At 31.1% G+C, this 17,134-nt stretch carries 15 protein-coding genes and 8 tRNA genes; all 23 read left to right on the forward strand.

What is annotated here, in order from left to right; translation table 11 throughout:
- The first annotated feature begins 36 nt into the window (after positions 1-36).
- The 23 genes from yabP (at position 37) to BR69_RS0107195 (ending at position 17,131) form a co-directional block, all read left to right on the forward strand.
- Positions 37-330: a sporulation protein YabP gene (gene yabP, locus BR69_RS0107090; RefSeq protein WP_027632566.1), complete on the forward strand. Its 294-nt coding sequence runs from the start codon at positions 37-39 to the stop codon at positions 328-330.
- Positions 331-349: 19 nt separating this feature from the next.
- Positions 350-718, forward strand: coding sequence for a spore cortex biosynthesis protein YabQ (gene yabQ / locus BR69_RS20140; protein WP_242840666.1), 369 nt, complete (start codon positions 350-352; stop codon positions 716-718).
- A gap of 100 nt (positions 719-818) precedes the next feature.
- Positions 819-1,094 (forward strand): FtsB family cell division protein, encoded by a 276-nt coding sequence (locus BR69_RS0107095; RefSeq protein WP_027632567.1) that lies wholly within the window; start codon positions 819-821, stop codon positions 1,092-1,094.
- A gap of 68 nt (positions 1,095-1,162) precedes the next feature.
- Entirely contained in the window at positions 1,163-1,573 is a 411-nt protein-coding gene (locus BR69_RS0107100; RefSeq protein WP_027632568.1) for a S1 domain-containing RNA-binding protein, read from the forward strand.
- Positions 1,574-1,753: 180 nt separating this feature from the next.
- Positions 1,754-1,842, forward strand: a tRNA-Leu gene (locus tag BR69_RS0107105).
- 5 nt (positions 1,843-1,847) lie between these two features.
- Positions 1,848-1,923, forward strand: a tRNA-Met gene (locus tag BR69_RS0107110).
- 5 nt (positions 1,924-1,928) lie between these two features.
- Positions 1,929-2,005, forward strand: a tRNA-Met gene (locus tag BR69_RS0107115).
- 23 nt (positions 2,006-2,028) lie between these two features.
- Positions 2,029-2,117 (forward strand) — tRNA-Leu (locus BR69_RS0107120).
- Positions 2,118-2,122: 5 nt separating this feature from the next.
- A tRNA-Met gene (locus tag BR69_RS0107125) sits at positions 2,123-2,198 on the forward strand.
- A gap of 22 nt (positions 2,199-2,220) precedes the next feature.
- Positions 2,221-2,309, forward strand: a tRNA-Leu gene (locus tag BR69_RS0107130).
- Between the two features lie 5 nt (positions 2,310-2,314).
- Positions 2,315-2,390 (forward strand) — tRNA-Met (locus tag BR69_RS0107135).
- A gap of 5 nt (positions 2,391-2,395) precedes the next feature.
- Positions 2,396-2,472 (forward strand) — tRNA-Met (locus tag BR69_RS0107140).
- A gap of 394 nt (positions 2,473-2,866) precedes the next feature.
- A complete protein-coding gene (locus tag BR69_RS0107145; protein WP_027632569.1) occupies positions 2,867-3,670 on the forward strand; it encodes a transporter substrate-binding domain-containing protein in 804 nt (267 codons plus the stop codon).
- Between the two features lie 19 nt (positions 3,671-3,689).
- Positions 3,690-4,376, forward strand: a complete 687-nt coding sequence (locus BR69_RS0107150) for an amino acid ABC transporter permease (RefSeq protein WP_027632570.1) — start codon at positions 3,690-3,692, stop codon at positions 4,374-4,376.
- Positions 4,363-5,085 (forward strand): amino acid ABC transporter ATP-binding protein, encoded by a 723-nt coding sequence (locus tag BR69_RS0107155; protein WP_027632571.1) that lies wholly within the window; start codon positions 4,363-4,365, stop codon positions 5,083-5,085. Before BR69_RS0107150 ends, BR69_RS0107155 begins: the two co-directional genes overlap by 14 nt.
- 762 nt (positions 5,086-5,847) lie before the next feature.
- Positions 5,848-8,211 carry a stage II sporulation protein E gene (gene spoIIE / locus BR69_RS0107160; RefSeq protein WP_027632572.1) on the forward strand — a complete coding sequence of 788 codons (2,364 nt, stop codon included), beginning with the start codon at positions 5,848-5,850 and terminating at the stop codon, positions 8,209-8,211.
- Between the two features lie 104 nt (positions 8,212-8,315).
- A complete protein-coding gene (gene tilS / locus BR69_RS0107165; RefSeq protein WP_027632573.1) occupies positions 8,316-9,731 on the forward strand; it encodes a tRNA lysidine(34) synthetase TilS in 1,416 nt (471 codons plus the stop codon).
- 4 nt (positions 9,732-9,735) lie between these two features.
- Positions 9,736-10,272 carry a hypoxanthine phosphoribosyltransferase gene (hpt, locus tag BR69_RS0107170; RefSeq protein ID WP_027632574.1) on the forward strand — a complete coding sequence of 179 codons (537 nt, stop codon included), beginning with the start codon at positions 9,736-9,738 and terminating at the stop codon, positions 10,270-10,272.
- A 93-nt stretch (positions 10,273-10,365) separates the two neighbouring features.
- Complete coding sequence (gene ftsH / locus BR69_RS0107175) at positions 10,366-12,168, forward strand: ATP-dependent zinc metalloprotease FtsH (RefSeq protein ID WP_027632575.1); 1,803 nt, start codon at positions 10,366-10,368, stop codon at positions 12,166-12,168.
- Positions 12,169-12,589: 421 nt separating this feature from the next.
- Positions 12,590-14,260, forward strand: a complete 1,671-nt coding sequence (locus tag BR69_RS0107180) for a formate--tetrahydrofolate ligase (RefSeq protein WP_027632576.1) — start codon at positions 12,590-12,592, stop codon at positions 14,258-14,260.
- 544 nt (positions 14,261-14,804) lie between these two features.
- A complete protein-coding gene (locus BR69_RS0107185; RefSeq protein ID WP_027632577.1) occupies positions 14,805-16,286 on the forward strand; it encodes an acyl-CoA carboxylase subunit beta in 1,482 nt (493 codons plus the stop codon).
- Between the two features lie 14 nt (positions 16,287-16,300).
- Positions 16,301-16,657: an OadG family protein gene (locus BR69_RS0107190; protein ID WP_027632578.1), complete on the forward strand. Its 357-nt coding sequence runs from the start codon at positions 16,301-16,303 to the stop codon at positions 16,655-16,657.
- 75 nt (positions 16,658-16,732) lie between these two features.
- The gene (locus BR69_RS0107195; protein WP_341349677.1) at positions 16,733-17,131 is read left to right on the forward strand and encodes a biotin/lipoyl-containing protein; all 399 of its coding nucleotides are present in this window, start codon (positions 16,733-16,735) and stop codon (positions 17,129-17,131) included.
- Positions 17,132-17,134: the final 3 nt, after the last annotated feature.

The raw sequence follows: 17,134 nt of genomic DNA on the forward strand, positions 1-17,134 counted from the left end.
TAATATGATAAGGAAATAGGTATGGAGGGTTTATATATGGAGGTTAAGAAGGAAATAAATGTAGAAGATAAAAAGAGTAACTTATCCATGGAGAATAGAAAAAAACTATCCTTAACAGGAGTAATTGAAGTTTTAAGTTTTGATGAAGATAAGATAATATTAAACACTTTCCTCGGTGGGCTTACCATAAAGGGAGAGAAGTTAAAAATGAATAAGTTAGATGTTCAAAATGGAGAGGTAATAATTATAGGGTGTATAAATTCATATGTATATTCAGGTGTTGAAGCAAAGAAAGATAATAGAAGTTTACTAAAGAGGTTGTTTAAGTAGTATGGTAATATCTATAGATATGCAGGTTAAAATAGTTCTCTTTAGCTTTTTAGGCGGATTATTAACTGGAGTTCTATTTGACCTGTATAGAGTTTTAAGAGGATTTAACACTATAAAAATCATTATAATAATAGAGGATATATTGTTTTGGATACTATGCTCTATTGTAGTGTTTATATTTTTACTTTACACCAATTATGCGTTTATAACACCTTATGTCTATTTATGTTTAAGTTTAGGAATTTTATTTTATATTCGGGTAATAAGTAAAATCTTTTTAAAGGTTCAGTATAGCATGATAAAATATATATCAAAAACCTTTAGAGTTCTATTTAAACATATTATGTATCCATTTAGGATATTATTTTACAGTAAATACAAAAAATAAATATTAAACATATAAAAAATAGCTTGAATAAAAGTTAAAGAAAACTTACAATATACTTATGACAAAGTTCAATTTTTATGTAAAAGTAGGAGTATAATAAATGAAAAAGAGGTTAACATTTAAGAATATAATAATTATTTCATTAGTGGCATATAGTATATTTAGTGTTGTTAGCCAACAGCTAAAGATTAAAAACATAAAAAAAGAAATTGTTAAGCAACAAGACCAATTAGAGGTTTTAAAAGAAAAAAACCAAAAGTTACAGGATGAAGTAGAGTTATCTAAGAGTGACCTTTACATTGAAAAAATGGCAAGAGAGAGACTTGGGTATATAAAGAAACAGGAGACTCCTGTAATAGATAGTGCTAAAAAGTAAACAAAATTTGGTTTTATATTTAAATTTAAATATATACATTAATTATTTTAAGGAGGAGTCTTTTTAATATGACCTTAATGGCAGGAAACATTTTAGAAGGTACAGTGGTTAACATCACAAATTTTGGAGCTTTCGTAGAAATTGAAGGCAAAACAGGATTAGTCCATATTTCAGAGGTGGCAGATAGTTTTGTAAAAGACATTAGAGAGCACCTAAAAGAACAAGATAAAGTAAAGGTAAAAGTTATCTCTATTGATGATAATGGGAAGATAAGCTTATCTATAAAGCAAGCTACCCCTAAGAAGAAATCAGTTAAACCAATGGAAGTAGATTGGTCAGCTGATAAAGGTAGAAAGTCAGCTTCAAATTTTGAAGATATAATGTCTAAATTTTTAAAGGACAGTGAAGAAAGACTTCAGGATGTAAAGAAGAATTTAGATTCAAGAGGAAGAGGCTCAGGCAAAAGAAACCTTGGTTAGAGATATAACCCTATGATTTTTAATCATAGGGTTTTTTAATGGACATTATCATAAAGGCTTAATATGGAACTTTAGAAGAAATTAGTTATACTTTAATAAAAAAAAGAAAAAGTGTTGACATATGTTTTGAATTAGCTTATAATAAAACATGTCGCTAGGAATTGAGAAGGAAAATAACATGCTGAAGTGGCGGAACTGGCAGACGCACAGGACTTAAAATCCTGCGGTGGTTAAACACCGTACCGGTTCGATTCCGGTCTTCAGCACCAAATATCGCGGGATGGAGCAGTTGGTAGCTCGTCGGGCTCATAACCCGAAGGTCGTAGGTTCAAGTCCTGCTCCCGCAACCATAAATGGCGGAATAGCTCAGCTGGCTAGAGCATTCGGTTCATACCCGAAGGGTCGCAGGTTCAAGTCCTGTTTCCGCTACCATTCTCAATCATAACAAATATTTTGCTGAAGTGGCGGAACTGGCAGACGCACAGGACTTAAAATCCTGCGGTGGTTAAACACCGTACCGGTTCGATTCCGGTCTTCAGCACCAAATATCGCGGGGTGGAGCAGTTGGTAGCTCGTCGGGCTCATAACCCGAAGGTCGTAGGTTCAAGTCCTGCCCCCGCAACCATTTAATTTAATAGTTTTAATATGCTGAAGTGGCGGAACTGGCAGACGCACAGGACTTAAAATCCTGCGGTGGTTAAACACCGTACCGGTTCGATTCCGGTCTTCAGCACCAAATATCGCGGGATGGAGCAGTTGGTAGCTCGTCGGGCTCATAACCCGAAGGTCGTAGGTTCAAGTCCTGCTCCCGCAACCATAAATGGCGGAATAGCTCAGTTGGCTAGAGCATTCGGTTCATACCCGAAGGGTCGCAGGTTCAAGTCCTGTTTCCGCTACCAGAAGAGTTCATGATTATCATGGACTCTTTTTGTTATGTAAAAAATTAATATTAAAGAAAAATATATTATTTAGAATTTATGTTATCTATTAGGCTTAAAAACTTAATAACATAAATTAGATCATGGATAAGAATAAGGATTATAAGAATTATGAAATAGCTTGACTATAATTTATGGGAGAAAGAATGTGAAGTGATATAAGGTTTATTATAGAATATGCATTATATATGCATAAAAATACCTATTGGTTATTTTAACACAAACCTGTAAACGTTTATATAAGCGAGCTTAGAAAAGATTTAAAATAAAAACAAAAAATATCTTGCATAATTATACTTGATTATTGTATAATTATTCATAAGTTAAAAGAGTTTATACAAGGGGGCTATATAAAATGAATAAAAAATTTTTAAAGAATATAATATGTTTAAGCTTAATATCAATTTTAGGAATGTCTATGATTGCATGTGGTAAAAAAGGAGAATCTGAAAAGGTAACTGATAAGAAAAAGATAGTTGTTGGTACTTCAGCAGATTATCCACCTTATGAGTTTCATAAAATAATAGATGGGAAAGATACCGTAGTAGGTTTTGATATTGAAATAGCAAAAGAAATAGCAAAAGATTTAGGAGCAGATCTTGAAATAAATGAAATGAAGTTTGATGGATTACTAGCAGCTATTTCAACAAAGAAGGTAGATATGGTATTAGCCGGTATGAACCCTACACCAGAAAGAAGTAAGAGTGTAGATTTTTCAAATATATATTATACAGCAGACCATTCAGTTATGGTTAAGAAGGAAAATAAGTATAAGTTTAAGGATAAGTCTTCCTTTAAGGGTGTGAAGGTAGGAGTACAAAAGGGATCTATTCAAGAAAATTTGGCTAAGGAGCAACTTGAGGGAGCAGATCTTAAAATGCTAGGAAAGGTAACAGAACTTATATTAGATCTTCAAAACAATAAGGTTGATGCTATTGTGGTAGAGACACCAGTGGCAAAAGCTTATGCTGACAAAAATAAAGATATAGATATAACGGGAGTTACTTTTAATATTAACAAAGAAGAACAAGGATCAGCAGTAGCTGTAGCTAAAGGAAATGAAGAATTAAAGAAATCAATAAATAAAACATTAGATAGATTAATTAAAGAAGGAAAGATTGATGAATTTGTGGTAAATGCAAATAAGTTAGTTGAGTAGTAGATAAGGAGAATAGTATATGGATTTTGGATTTATTACAGAGTATTATCCTTATTATTTAGAAGGGGTAAAGTACACAATTATATTAGCCTTTTTTACTATAGCATTAGGAATAATACTTGGACTTGCACTATGTTTAATGAAAATTTGTAACAATAAATTAGTAAAGGGTATAGCCACTGCTTATATAGAATTTATCAGAGGTACACCTTTATTAGTACAATTACTTATAATATACTATGGGCTTCCTGCTATTGGAATAAAATTTGATAGTATTTCATTTTTGGGGTCAAATTTTCCAGATTTAATCGCTGCAATAATAACCCTATCTTTAAATTCCGCAGCCTATGTTGCAGAGATAATAAGAGCAGGTATTGAAGCTGTTGATAAAGGGCAAATGGAGGCAGCTAGAAGTTTAGGTATGAATAAGGGTATGGCTATGAAGTATATAATAATTCCTCAAGGGTTAAAGAATATTTTGCCAGCTTTAGGAAATGAATTTATAACAATTATAAAAGAATCTTCTATAGTATCTGTTATAGGCATTAAGGAACTTATGTTTAATGCAGATATTGTAAGAAGTACTACATTTAAGCCTTTTGAGCCTTTAATAGTAGCAGCAGCAATATATTTTATTTTAACCTTTAGCTTATCAAAACTAATAGCTTATTTTGAGAGGAGGATGAAGGTAAGTGATTCGCATTAAAAATTTAAGTAAAAACTTTGGGAGTAATGAAGTCCTAAAAAATGTGGATGAGCATATAAAGAAGGGGGAAGTGGTTGTTGTTATAGGTCCCTCAGGTTCAGGAAAGTCTACATTTTTAAGATGTTTAAACTTACTGGAGAATCCATCTAAGGGTAACATAGTTTTTGATGGAGAGGATATTACAAGTGAAAAAATATCTATAGATAAGGTTAGATCAAAAATGGGAATGGTTTTTCAAGGGTTTAATTTATTCCCTCATAAAAGTGTAATTGATAATATAATTTTGGCACCTATGAAGGTTAAAAATATTAGTAGAGAAGAAGCCACCACTATAGCATACAAGCTTTTAGATAAGGTTGGACTTAAGGATAAAGGAGATGCATACCCATCATCTTTATCAGGAGGTCAAAAGCAAAGAATTGCTATAGCTAGGGCCTTAGCCATGGAACCAGAGGTTATGCTATTTGATGAGCCTACTTCTGCATTAGATCCAGAGATGGTAGGAGAAGTTTTAAATGTAATGAAGGATCTTGCTAAAGAAGGAATGACTATGGTAGTTGTTACTCATGAAATGGGATTTGCAAGAGAAGTTGGGGATAGAATACTATTTATGGATGGCGGAAAAATATTAGAACAGGGAGATCCAGAAGATATTTTTGAAAATCCTAAAAATGAGAGAACTAAGGAATTTTTATCTAAGGTTCTATAAAAGGACCAGTAAAATAAAGTGAGACTTATTTCTATAGGTAGCTGTGCCTAGAAGGCGCTTAATAATTCTTACTTTAAGATTCAAGAGGTAGAGGGTTAAAAATTTAAGATCTGTAAATAAAATACTAAGAAGTTATTAGAGATAAAATATGCCCTATAGAGTAGATAGTTAAAAATCTACCCTATAGGGTTTTTATTATTAAAATTTACATAGGAATTTAACTAAAATACTACAAGATTTTTAATTACTTACCTTAACTTACTCTTTTATAAATTCTTTAAAACTGCAGAGTTGAAGCATTTATGAACTATATTTTAAATCAAAACTAATATAAATGATTTTTCGTTTTAAAAATAGATTTTGAAGTTTATTGGAAGAAATATAGGGTAAAAAAATAAGTTAATTTTTAAAATTCGAGGTTTTAAGAGAGAGAAAAATATATTCCTAAAATTAATCCACAAATTAATCCTTATTTTTGACAATGACGACAAAGGTAGAAAGTTATAAATAAATATAATATACACAATATATGCTATAAATTACTTTTTAGAGTATATATATTGTGGATAATCAATAGAGAGTTGTGGATAACATGGTAAAGATATATTGAAAATAAAGTAATTTATGTGTTTTGTTTTTTCTATATTTCTGTATTTATGTAATATGGTTTTTTGTAATTAGCAGAGTTTATGACAATAACTTCCAAATGGGTTTGCTATAATTAGTAATACAAAATTACAAAAAATGGTAGGGGGTAAGTAGATGCAGATAGGAGCGCAAGTAAGCAGTTACGAAAGGATTAATAAACATAGAAGTGAGAAGAAGGTTATAAAAAGTACAGTTAATTTAAAGTTCATAGCATATTTTATAAGTGCTATTTTTATAAGTAGGGTTACTATGATAAATAATACAGCCCCATTTGGAGTAGCTTTAGCATTAACCATGATTAATCATAAGAAAGATAGGTTACCTTTGGCAGTAGGAGTGGGGAGTTTTATAGGGTATATGACGTTATTTAATACCATAGGAGAATTACCATTATATCTTATAATGTTAGCTGGGATAACTTCTATTAATTATGGTATTAAATCTTTAAAAGTAATTCAAAAGGTTTTTATTTCTATGATATTTATGTTAGGAATTATGATTTTATACAGATATATGATAAATAACTATACATTAGCGGTGGTACTTTTAACTGCTATATTTCATTTAGCCTGTATCTTCCCAATATATTTTATTATGGATTATGCCATAATATGCAGCGGAGAAATAAAAACTAAACATTTATTTAAAAATGAAGAAATAATAAGCATGGCAATAGTTCTATCCCTTATTATTTCAGGAACTTGGGGATTAGATATATTTAATGTAAGCTTTAGAAATTTATTAGCATTATTTTTTATAATGATAATTTCATATATAAATGGAAGTGCTGTAGGAGCAGCTACAGGAGTGGCCATGGGAGTAATAGTTGGGGTATCTTCTAACAATATGATTAATTTTATAAGCATATATGGAGTATGTGGACTAATAGTTGGAGTATTTAAGGAGACAGGTAAGTGGCTTACAGCCTTAGCTTATTTAGTTATATTCTGCATTTTAAAACTTTACTCAGGTATATCAGAAGATATAAAGATTATAGAAGGGGTTATCACATCAGGAGTCTTTCTTTTAATACCTGCAAGAATATATGATAGATGGATTGTTGAGCTAGACTGGGAAAGAAAACAAGAGATTATAGGACAAGACTATATAGAAAAGATAAAGGAGGTTTTTGAGGAGAAGCTAAAAGGATTTTCATCTATATTAAATTCTACGTCTACTATACTTAATGACCTAGTAGATAATGACAGGCTGGTTATGAAACAGAAAAGTAGTTCTTTAATAGAAAATTTAGCGGAAAAGGTTTGTGGAAAATGTGATATGAAGAATATATGTTGGAAGAGGGAGTTTCACAACACCTACATAGCCTTTGGGGAACTTATACAAAATTATCAAGAGAATACTTATAAGATCCCAAGGCAACTTCAAGAAAAATGTGTGAAAAGAACTATGCTTATTAATTGTACAGAAGAGATTGTAAATAATTATATTATAAGTGAAATGTGGAGAAAAAGATTAAGTGAAGGAAGGGAGATTTTATCAGGACAAGTAAAGAATATGGCAAATACCATAGAGGAGATTGTAGAAGATTTTAATAAGGAGGTTTCTTTTAATATAGAGCTTGAAAAAACTTTAAGGAGGGTTTTAAATAAAAAGTCACTAAAGGTTAATGATATATTATGTTATGAAGACAGAAATTCAAGACTTCATATAAAGTTGACTAAGGAGGCATGTGGTGGTAAGGAAAAATGTATAAAGCAGGTTCTTCCTTTGATAAATGAGGCATCAGGAAGATTAATGTGCGTTGGAGATGAGGGGTGCATAGTAGATAGCAATACTAAGAGATGTACAATTTGGTTTGAGGAAACTCCAAAGTTTCATGTTTCATCTTTTGTAGCTAGAGAGAGCAAAGAAGGGGAGAAATTTAATGGAGATAGCTATAGCTATGGAAAATTAAAAGATGGAACTTATATGACAATCCTAAGTGACGGCATGGGATCAGGGCCTGAAGCTCATAGGGAAAGTAAAGCGGCTGTAGAGCTTATAGAAAAATTTACTGAGGGGGGATTTAGTAAAGAGACTGCTATAAATACTGTTAATTCAGTAATGAGTATAAGATGTTCAGAGGAGGATAAGTTTTCTACATTAGATTTAAATAGTATAGACCTTTATAGTGGAGAAATGACATTTATGAAGGTAGGAGCGGTAGCAAGCTTTATAAAATCAGGAGATGATGTTGATGTAATAAGTTCTAAGACTTTGCCTATTGGAGTTTTAGATAAGGTGGATGTAGATGTTACAGAAAAAAATATTGGAAATGGAGATATGATAGTAACTATAAGTGATGGTATTATGGATTCTATTGAAGGAGATTGGATATTATCATACTTAAGGAAAAACACTTCTAATAATCCTAAGGATTTAGCTACTGACATAATTAATAAGGTTAAAGATTTAAGTGGAGGCAAAGCCAAAGATGACATGACGGTGATTGTATCTAAGGTTTATAATTTATACTAAGGCACTCCTTCTGGAGTGCTTTTATTTATTAATAAACTTATATCTTCACATTTGAAAAACTATGGTATAATAAATTTATTATTACATTACTAGGAAGTGGGGAAATGATAGTAAAGGTTAGAGATTTTGTTAAAGAAAACAATATGATATCTAAGAATGATAAGGTATTAGTTGCTTTATCAGGAGGACCAGATTCTATTTGTTTAATACATATATTAAATGAACTTAAAGAGGAACTTGGTATAGAGATAATGGCAGCCCACTTAAATCATTGTTTAAGAGGAGAGGATGCTAATAAGGATGAGGAGTATGTAAGGAAGTTTTGCAGAGACCTAAAAATTCCTTGCTATATAAAAAGAGTAGATATAAATAGCTATGCTAAGGAAAAAGCATTATCAAGTGAAATGGCAGGACGGGAAGCTAGGTATGAATTCTTTAATGAATTAAAGGAAGAGTTTAATATTAATAAGATAGCAGTGGCCCATAACTCAAATGATCAGGCAGAGACTGTTATTATGAGACTTATGAGGGGGACAGGAATAGAAGGACTTATGGGAATAAGACCTGTTAGAGAAGATGTTTATATAAGACCTATACTATCTTTAAGTAGATATGAAATAGAAAAATATTGTGAGGATAATAAGCTTTCACCTAGAATAGATAAGACAAATTTAGAGACCATATATTCTAGGAACAAGGTTAGACTTGAGCTGATTCCTTATATTGAGAAAAATTTTAATGAAGATATTATAAATACCCTAAATAGATTTTCACAGACCCTTAGTGTTGACAATGATTATATTCAAAGTATATGTGAAAATAAATTTAGTGTTTTTTGTTCTTTAAAAAACAATAGGGTAATTATTAAGAAGGAAGCTTTTAATGAACATGAAGCGATTATTACAAGAATTATAAGAAAAGCTATAGAGAAGCTTAAGGGAAGTATATATAATATAGAGAGAGTGCATATATATGATATAATTTCCCTAAGTAGACAAGAAACAGGAAAGAGTATAAACTTACCTTTAAGTTTAATAGCTAGTAACACCTATGGTGATGTAGTTATAGGATTTAATAAAAGTAAAGAAAAGGTAAATAAGCAATCAATTTATAAAGCAATAACTCACTTAGATAAGGATGAACTTTTAAAGGGAATAGTAATTAAAGAAAAATTTTTAGATTATAAAGTAGAATTAAGGCTTGTAGGAAGTAATGAAGTGATAGATTTTAAAAGCTCTAATTTTATTAAGTACTTTTCAATTCCTTCCTTAGACTTTAATATAAAGGTAAGAGGAAGAGAAGATGGAGATAAATTTACTCCATATGGAATGAAGGGAAGTAAAAAGTTAAAAGATTTATTTATAGATTTAAAAGTAGATAGAGAAGATAGAGACAAAATACCACTACTTCTTATAAATGATAACATAGGATGGATAGTGGGATATAGAGTTAGTGAAAAGTTTAAAATAAATAAAAAATCAAAATATATTTTAGAGGTAAAATTTGAAAGTGAGGAATAAATGTATGCATAAAGATCTTAAGGAAATATTACTTACTGAAGAGCAAATTAAAGCTAAAGTTAAGGAATTAGGAGAGAAAATTAGTAAAGACTATGAAGGTAAAGATCTTGTTTTAATTGGAGTCTTAAAGGGGTCAGTAATGTTTATGTCAGACCTAATGAAAGAGATTAAAGTTCCAGTATCCATAGATTTTATGGCAGTTTCAAGTTATGGGTATTCTTCAGAAACATCAGGTGTTGTAAGGATTTTAAAAGACTTAGATTATGACATTGAAGATAAACATGTTTTAATTGTTGAAGATATTATAGATTCTGGGGTTACTTTAAAGTATTTAGTGGAATACTTAAAAGGTAGAAAACCTAAAAGTGTAGAAATAGCTGCTTTATTACATAAGCCAGAAAGAACAAAGGTAGAGGTTAATGCAAAATATTTAGGATTTACTGTTCCTGATCATTTCCTAGTAGGATATGGACTTGATTTTGCTGAAAGATATAGGAATTTTCCTTTTGTAGCTGTTCTTAAAGAAGAAGTTTATAAATAATTAGTTTTTAATTTGTTGTAATACTAATAATCATATGTTAAAATTTTTATAGTTATTTTACAGTAATTTCAAAGAGAGGGGGGCCAAACAAGTATGAAAAAATTTTCAAGTTTAACGGCCTGGATAGCTGTACTAATAATGATTGTAATTGCAGCAGTAACTTTGGCTGAGACTAATAAGTCAAGTAATGCTATACCATTTAATGATTTCCAAAAACAATGGACTCAAAACAACATAAAGAGCTTTAAGCTCAAAGATGATAATATGACGGTGGAGGGAACATTAAGTAATGGCAATACTTATGTAACAATAGTGCCAGCGCAAAGACTGTTTCAATTTATAGCGGCTAATCCAAATGATAATATAAAAGAGTTATATGAGCCACCAACACAACTTCCAGGGTGGATTAATATAATACCAACAGTTGTTCTTATAATAATGCTATTTGCATTATGGTTTCTATTTATGCAACAATCTCAAGGCGGTGGAGGAAGCAGAGGTGTAATGAACTTTGGAAAAAGTAAAGCGAAGCTTGCCACACCAGATAAGAGAAAGGTTACATTTAAAGATGTAGCAGGAGCAGATGAGGAAAAGCAAGAACTTTCAGAGGTGGTGGATTTCTTAAAGAATTCTAAGAAGTACACAGACCTTGGAGCAAGAATACCTAAGGGAGTCCTTCTAGTAGGACCACCAGGAACAGGTAAAACATTACTTGCTAAAGCTGTTGCAGGAGAGGCTAATTCACCATTCTTTAGTCTTTCAGGATCTGACTTTGTTGAAATGTTTGTTGGAGTAGGTGCATCTAGAGTTAGAGACCTGTTTGATCAAGCAAAGAAGAATGCACCATGTATAATCTTTATAGATGAAATTGATGCAGTAGGTAGACAAAGAGGAGCAGGACTTGGTGGTGGTCATGATGAAAGAGAACAGACATTAAATCAACTTCTTGTTGAGATGGATGGTTTTGGTGTTAATGAAGGAATAATTATGATTGCAGCTACTAACAGACCTGACATATTAGATAGAGCTTTACTTAGACCAGGTAGATTTGACAGACAAATTCTTGTTGGAGCTCCAGATGTTAAAGGTAGAGAAGAAATATTAAAGGTTCATACAAAGAACAAACCTTTATCAGATGATGTTAAGCTAGATGTACTAGCAAAGAGAACTCCAGGGTTTACTGGAGCAGATCTTGAGAACTTATCTAATGAGGCTGCATTACTTGCAGTTAGGGAAGAAGATAAAGTTATAAGTATGGATCATATGGAAAATGCTATAATGAAGGTTATAGCAGGACCAGAGAAGAAGAGTAGAGTTAAGAATGAGCATGAGAGAAAATTAACTGCTTATCATGAGGCAGGGCATGCTATTGTTACTAGAGCTCTTCCAAATGCAGATCCAGTTCATGAAATAAGTATAATACCTAGAGGTATGGCTGGAGGTTACACTTTAAGCTTACCTAAGGAAGATAGATCTTACACATCAAAGGCTTGGCTTCTTGATGAAATGGTAATTTTACTTGGTGGTAGAGTTGCTGAAAAGTTAATCTTAGGAGATATAAGTACAGGAGCTAAGAATGATATTGATAGAGTAAGCTCCATATCTAGAAAAATGATTATGGAATATGGAATGAGTGATGCTTTAGGACCAATATCTTATGGAGCTGATCATGATGAAGTGTTCCTTGGAAGAGATCTTGGACGTGGAAGAAACTTTAGTGAAGAAGTAGGATCTAAGATCGATAGAGAAATTAAAAGTTTAGTTGATAATGCTTATAAGAGAGCAGAAGATATACTAACAGAACATATGAGTAAGCTTCATGCTTTAGCAGCAGTTCTTCTTGAAAAAGAGAAGGTTGATGGAGTAGAGTTTGAAGAATTATATAGTAATTCATAAAATTTATGATACAAAGAGGTTATAGCTAAGCTATGACCTCTTTACTTTACCTAAGTTAATTAGAATGATAAGCTAATTTAAGTTTTTAAAATAGTTTTATAAAGAAATTTTATTGAATCATATATTTTAAATATATCTATATATATAACTTATAGATGATTTATATTGTATAGAAAATCTTTATAGTATATATAGTTATTACCTATTAGAAATTAAAAGCTTGATATAATAAGGATTAATATAATATTATAATATTTAATAAATTAAAGTAATGAATTTTTTTATGCTTTATTAGGATTTACACCAGTGATATAATTTATCTATAGATATAGGCAATATAAGTAATGACCACTTTCAAACTAATAAATGAATTGAAAGGAGGAAGGCTTCCAAATAAAAAATATGGTAGCCGAATATAATTATGAAAACAGATATAGAAATAGCACAAGGTGCTAAAATTAAGCCCATATTGGATATTACAAAAGAACTTGGAATAAATGAGGATAATGTAGAGCTTTATGGTAAATATAAATGCAAATTATCTTTAAACATATTAGATGAATTAAAGGAAAAAGAAGATGGGAACCTAATACTAGTTACTGCTATAAATCCAACTCCAGCAGGAGAGGGAAAGTCAACAGTTACTGTAGGTCTTGGTCAGGCTTTATGTAAAATAAATAAAAAAGCTGTAATAGCTTTAAGAGAACCCTCTTTAGGACCAGTTTTTGGTGTTAAGGGAGGAGCAGCAGGAGGAGGATATGCTCAAGTTGTTCCTATGGAAGATATAAACCTTCACTTCACAGGAGATATGCATGCTATAACAGCAGCTAATAATTTACTATGTGCTGCTATAGACAATCACATACATCAAGGAAATAACTTAAGAATTGATGCAAGAAGAATAATATTTAAAAGAGTATTAGATATGAATGACAGAGCTTTAAGAGATATAGTTGTAGGGATGGGTGGTAAACCTAATGGATTCCTAAGAGAAGATGGATTTATGATAACTGTTGCATCTGAGGTAATGGCTATATTATGTTTATCAAAGAACCTTATGGATCTTAAGGAGAGAATGGGTAATATATTAATAGCTTACAATTTAGATGGAGAACCAGTGTATTGTAAGGATTTAAAAGCAAATGGGGCTATGGCTATGCTTATGAAGGATGCCATAAAACCTAATCTTGTTCAAACTTTAGAAAATACTCCAGCTATAATACATGGAGGACCTTTTGCAAATATTGCTCATGGATGTAATAGTTTAATGGCAACAAAAATGGCATTAAAGCTTGGAGATTACGTTGTTACAGAAGCAGGGTTTGGAGCTGACCTTGGAGCTGAAAAGTTCTTTGACATAAAGTGTAGGTATGGAGAGCTTTCACCAAAGTGTGTAGTTATAGTAGCTACAGTAAGAGCTTTAAAGCATCATGGAGGAGTTAAGAAGGAAGACTTAAATACTCCTAACGTAGAAGGATTGAAAAAGGGTATGGAAAACCTTGAAAAGCAAATAGAAAATATACAAGGATTTGGAGTACCAGTAGTTGTTGCTATAAATAGATTCATACATGATAGTGAAGAAGAACTTAAAACTATAGAAGAGTTCTGTAATAGTAAAGATGTTAAAGTTTCTCTAGCTGAAGTATGGGCGAAAGGTGGAGAAGGTGGAGTAGATTTAGCAGAAGCTGTTATAGAGAGTATAGAAAATAAAAAGAGTAATTTTGAAACCTTATATGATGTTAATCTAACAATAAAAGAAAAGATAGAAAAAATAGCGAAAACAATATATGGAGCTAGCGGTGTAGCCTTTACAGCACAGGCTTCTAAGCAAATTAAGGAATTAGAAAAATTTAATTTAGATAAAATGCCTATATGTATGGCAAAGACCCAGTATTCATTATCAGATAATCCAAGTCTTTTAGGTAAGCCTCAAGGATTTGAGGTAACAGTTAAAGAGGTTAGGGTATCAAATGGGGCAGGATTTATCGTTGCTTTAACAGGAGATATAATGACTATGCCAGGACTTCCTAAGGTTCCAGCAGCTGAAAAGATGGATATATTAGAAAATGGAGATATTGTAGGTTTATTTTAAAATAAGATAAAGAATAATAATGTTTAAAACCCCTAACATTTAAATGTTAGGGGTTTTATAATTATTAAATCTTATATTAAAGTAATATTATGTGATTTAGCAATAGATAAATGATTTATGCTATAAAGAGATTATTAGCATAAGTCATTTTTTATTGCACAAAATACAGTAGAATATTTAAATAAGAGGAGTTGTTTTTACATGATTAAAAGAGAATCTATACATAATGATGGGTTTTTGATTTATATAAATTAGTGATTATAATAAAGAAAAGGGTATACATTAGACTTTATTAAGAAAAAATATAAAATGAAATGAAATGAAAAATATAAGAAACAAAAAAATCATGAAAACATTTAGTGACAATAGAATATACAGAAAAATGAATTAAAACTTGCAGAAAATATATACATATGGATAAAAATATGATATTATAGTATGAGGATTATGAATAAAATATTGTATTAGTCATAATTTTATTTGAAATACATGTAATGGTTTTCTTAATTAAAATTTATAAAACATCCAATCGAGGAGGGTTATTATGGATAAGATTGAAGAGTTAATTGAAAAAAAACATAACATCCGCCAGGGTGGGGGACAAGATAAGCTTGAAGGACAACATAGTCAGAATAAATTAACTGCAAGAGAAAGAATTAATTTATTATTGGATGAAGGCTCATTTATTGAAATAGGAACATTTTTAAAGGACTCTACAGTTATAGCAGGCTATGGAACCTCTCAAGGAAAGTTAGTATATGTTTATAGCGAGGACTATACAAAGAATGGTGGCTTAATGAATAAGGCATCAGGAGAAAAAATAGCTAATATAATGGAAATGGCGTTAAAGATGGGTGCTCCCTTAGTTAAAATACTTGACTCGGCAGGAGGAGATATAAAAGACGGATTAAATACCCTTCTAGCTTATTCAAAGATTACAAATCTAACAGCTAAGCTTTCAGGAGTTGTTCCGCAAATATCTTTAGTTTTAGGCCATTGTGCTGGAATATCAGCAGTGACAGCGGCTATGAGCGATTTTACTATAATATCAAAGGAAACTGGAAGGTTATATGTTAACCCAGCTTTAGATTTAAGTAATAAGGAAGAAAAATTTATTGGTGTTTCACAGTATGGTGAAGGAGAAAAGGTTTTAAATAATGGAGGAGCTACTATAGCTTGTGATAATGATAAAGAAGTATTAGCTATGGCTAAAAAAATAGTTCAGCTTATGCCTTCTAATAATATGGAAAAACCTTTTATTGAAAATGAGGATAATAAGGGATTTATACAAGAATCTTTAGATGAAATGTGTAAATCTAATAAAATAAATAAGAGACATTTATCTATGGAAATATTTGATGATAATTCTTATATAGAACTTTTTAAGAGTGATGAAGATGTTGTTTTAACTACTCTTGGAAAAATAAATGGCTTAAGTGTAGGGGTTATGGTTGTGGCTCCAGAACATAATGAATATTTAAATATAAAATCCCTAGATAGGTTAACTAGGTTTGTTAAGTTATGCGATTCTTATCACATACCTTTAGTAACCTTTGTAGATGCAGAAGGATTCTCTTCTACATTAAAAGAGGAAGAAAATGGACTAGTTCTTTCTATAGCTAAATTAACTTATTCTTTAGCAGAGGCTACGACACCTAAGGTTGCTATAATAGTTGGTAAGGCATATGGTTCTGCATATGTAACCTTAAGCAATAAAGAAGGGGCCTTCGATATGGTTTATGCATGGCCTAATGCTAAGATAGCAGTTACAACACCAGAAAAAATTATCATGGCTCTTAATAGGGATGAGATAACAGGAGCTAGTAATCCAAAAGATAAGGAAAAAGAAGTTATCACATCTTTAGAAACAGAGATAACAAGCCCTTATAAGGCAGCAGAGCTTGGGTTTATTGATGACATTATAGTTCCAAAAGAAACAAGAGCAAGATTATTTATGACCTTAGATATGCTACAAACTAAGAAAGTGATAAAATATCCTAAAAATCATGGAACTATACTTATATAAAAGGAGGAGAAGCTATGAGTTTCGTTGAAAAATTAAGCTTTTCAGGTATAGTTACTTTAGTATCTATGCTAATAGTTTTTATAGTGCTAATAGTATTGATGTTTGTTATAAAGCTTCAAAGTAAAATTTTAACTTCTATTGTTTCAGATAATAAGAATAAAGTTAAAGAAACTAAGGAAGAAAAACAAGAGATTAAAAAAGAAGATAATGTAGTTATTATTGAAGAAGAGGTAGACCTTAGAGATGACTATGAACTAGTTGCTGCTATAATGGGAGCATTATGTGCAGAGACTGGTAGTAGTGCGTCAGATCTTAGAATAAAAAGTATAAAAAGAATTGAAAATAATAATTGGAACAGATTTTCTTTATAATTTTAGAGAAATGAATTCTATTATTCCTATATTTATTATGAAATATTAATAATATTTTGAGGAGGAAAAGTAATTATGATAAAAAAATATAACATAACAGTTAATGGATGTGCTTATCAAGTTGAGGTTGAAGAAGTAAAGGAATTCACAGAAGCAGTTCAACCTGTAGTGCAAAAGACTGTGGCAGCACCTGCAACACAAAAGGTAGTAGAACCTGTAAAGGAAACAAGTGTTAAAGAGGCACCAAAGGCAGTAGCTGGTGGAGAAAAGATAGAGTGCCCAATGCCAGGAACAATACTTAAAGTTAATATAAGTGAAGGTCAAACTATTAAAAAAGGAGATGTTTTATTCGTTCTTGAAGCTATGAAGATGGAAAATGAAATAATGTCTCCAGTAGATGGAAAGGTAGCTCAAGTAGCAGTGCAAAAAGGAGCAGCTGTTAATACTTCTGATTTACTTGCTGTTATAGAGTAACAA

The sequence above is a fragment of the Clostridium hydrogeniformans DSM 21757 genome, from assembly GCF_000686705.1.
Classification (GTDB): Bacteria; Bacillota; Clostridia; order Clostridiales; family Clostridiaceae; genus Clostridium_Z; species Clostridium_Z hydrogeniformans.

Coding starts and splice junctions, on each gene's coding strand:
- hpt (WP_027632574.1), top strand. CDS start 9,736: ATGCATAAAGATCTTAAGGAAATATTACTTACTGAAGAGCAAATTAAA.
- BR69_RS0107145 (WP_027632569.1), top strand. CDS start 2,867: ATGAATAAAAAATTTTTAAAGAATATAATATGTTTAAGCTTAATATCA.
- BR69_RS0107150 (WP_027632570.1), top strand. CDS start 3,690: ATGGATTTTGGATTTATTACAGAGTATTATCCTTATTATTTAGAAGGG.
- BR69_RS0107195 (WP_341349677.1), top strand. CDS start 16,733: ATGATAAAAAAATATAACATAACAGTTAATGGATGTGCTTATCAAGTT.
- yabP (WP_027632566.1), top strand. CDS start 37: ATGGAGGTTAAGAAGGAAATAAATGTAGAAGATAAAAAGAGTAACTTA.
- BR69_RS0107180 (WP_027632576.1), top strand. CDS start 12,590: ATGAAAACAGATATAGAAATAGCACAAGGTGCTAAAATTAAGCCCATA.
- BR69_RS0107100 (WP_027632568.1), top strand. CDS start 1,163: ATGACCTTAATGGCAGGAAACATTTTAGAAGGTACAGTGGTTAACATC.
- tilS (WP_027632573.1), top strand. CDS start 8,316: ATGATAGTAAAGGTTAGAGATTTTGTTAAAGAAAACAATATGATATCT.
- ftsH (WP_027632575.1), top strand. CDS start 10,366: ATGAAAAAATTTTCAAGTTTAACGGCCTGGATAGCTGTACTAATAATG.
- yabQ (WP_242840666.1), top strand. CDS start 350: ATGCAGGTTAAAATAGTTCTCTTTAGCTTTTTAGGCGGATTATTAACT.
- BR69_RS0107185 (WP_027632577.1), top strand. CDS start 14,805: ATGGATAAGATTGAAGAGTTAATTGAAAAAAAACATAACATCCGCCAG.
- BR69_RS0107095 (WP_027632567.1), top strand. CDS start 819: ATGAAAAAGAGGTTAACATTTAAGAATATAATAATTATTTCATTAGTG.
- BR69_RS0107190 (WP_027632578.1), top strand. CDS start 16,301: ATGAGTTTCGTTGAAAAATTAAGCTTTTCAGGTATAGTTACTTTAGTA.
- spoIIE (WP_027632572.1), top strand. CDS start 5,848: ATGCAGATAGGAGCGCAAGTAAGCAGTTACGAAAGGATTAATAAACAT.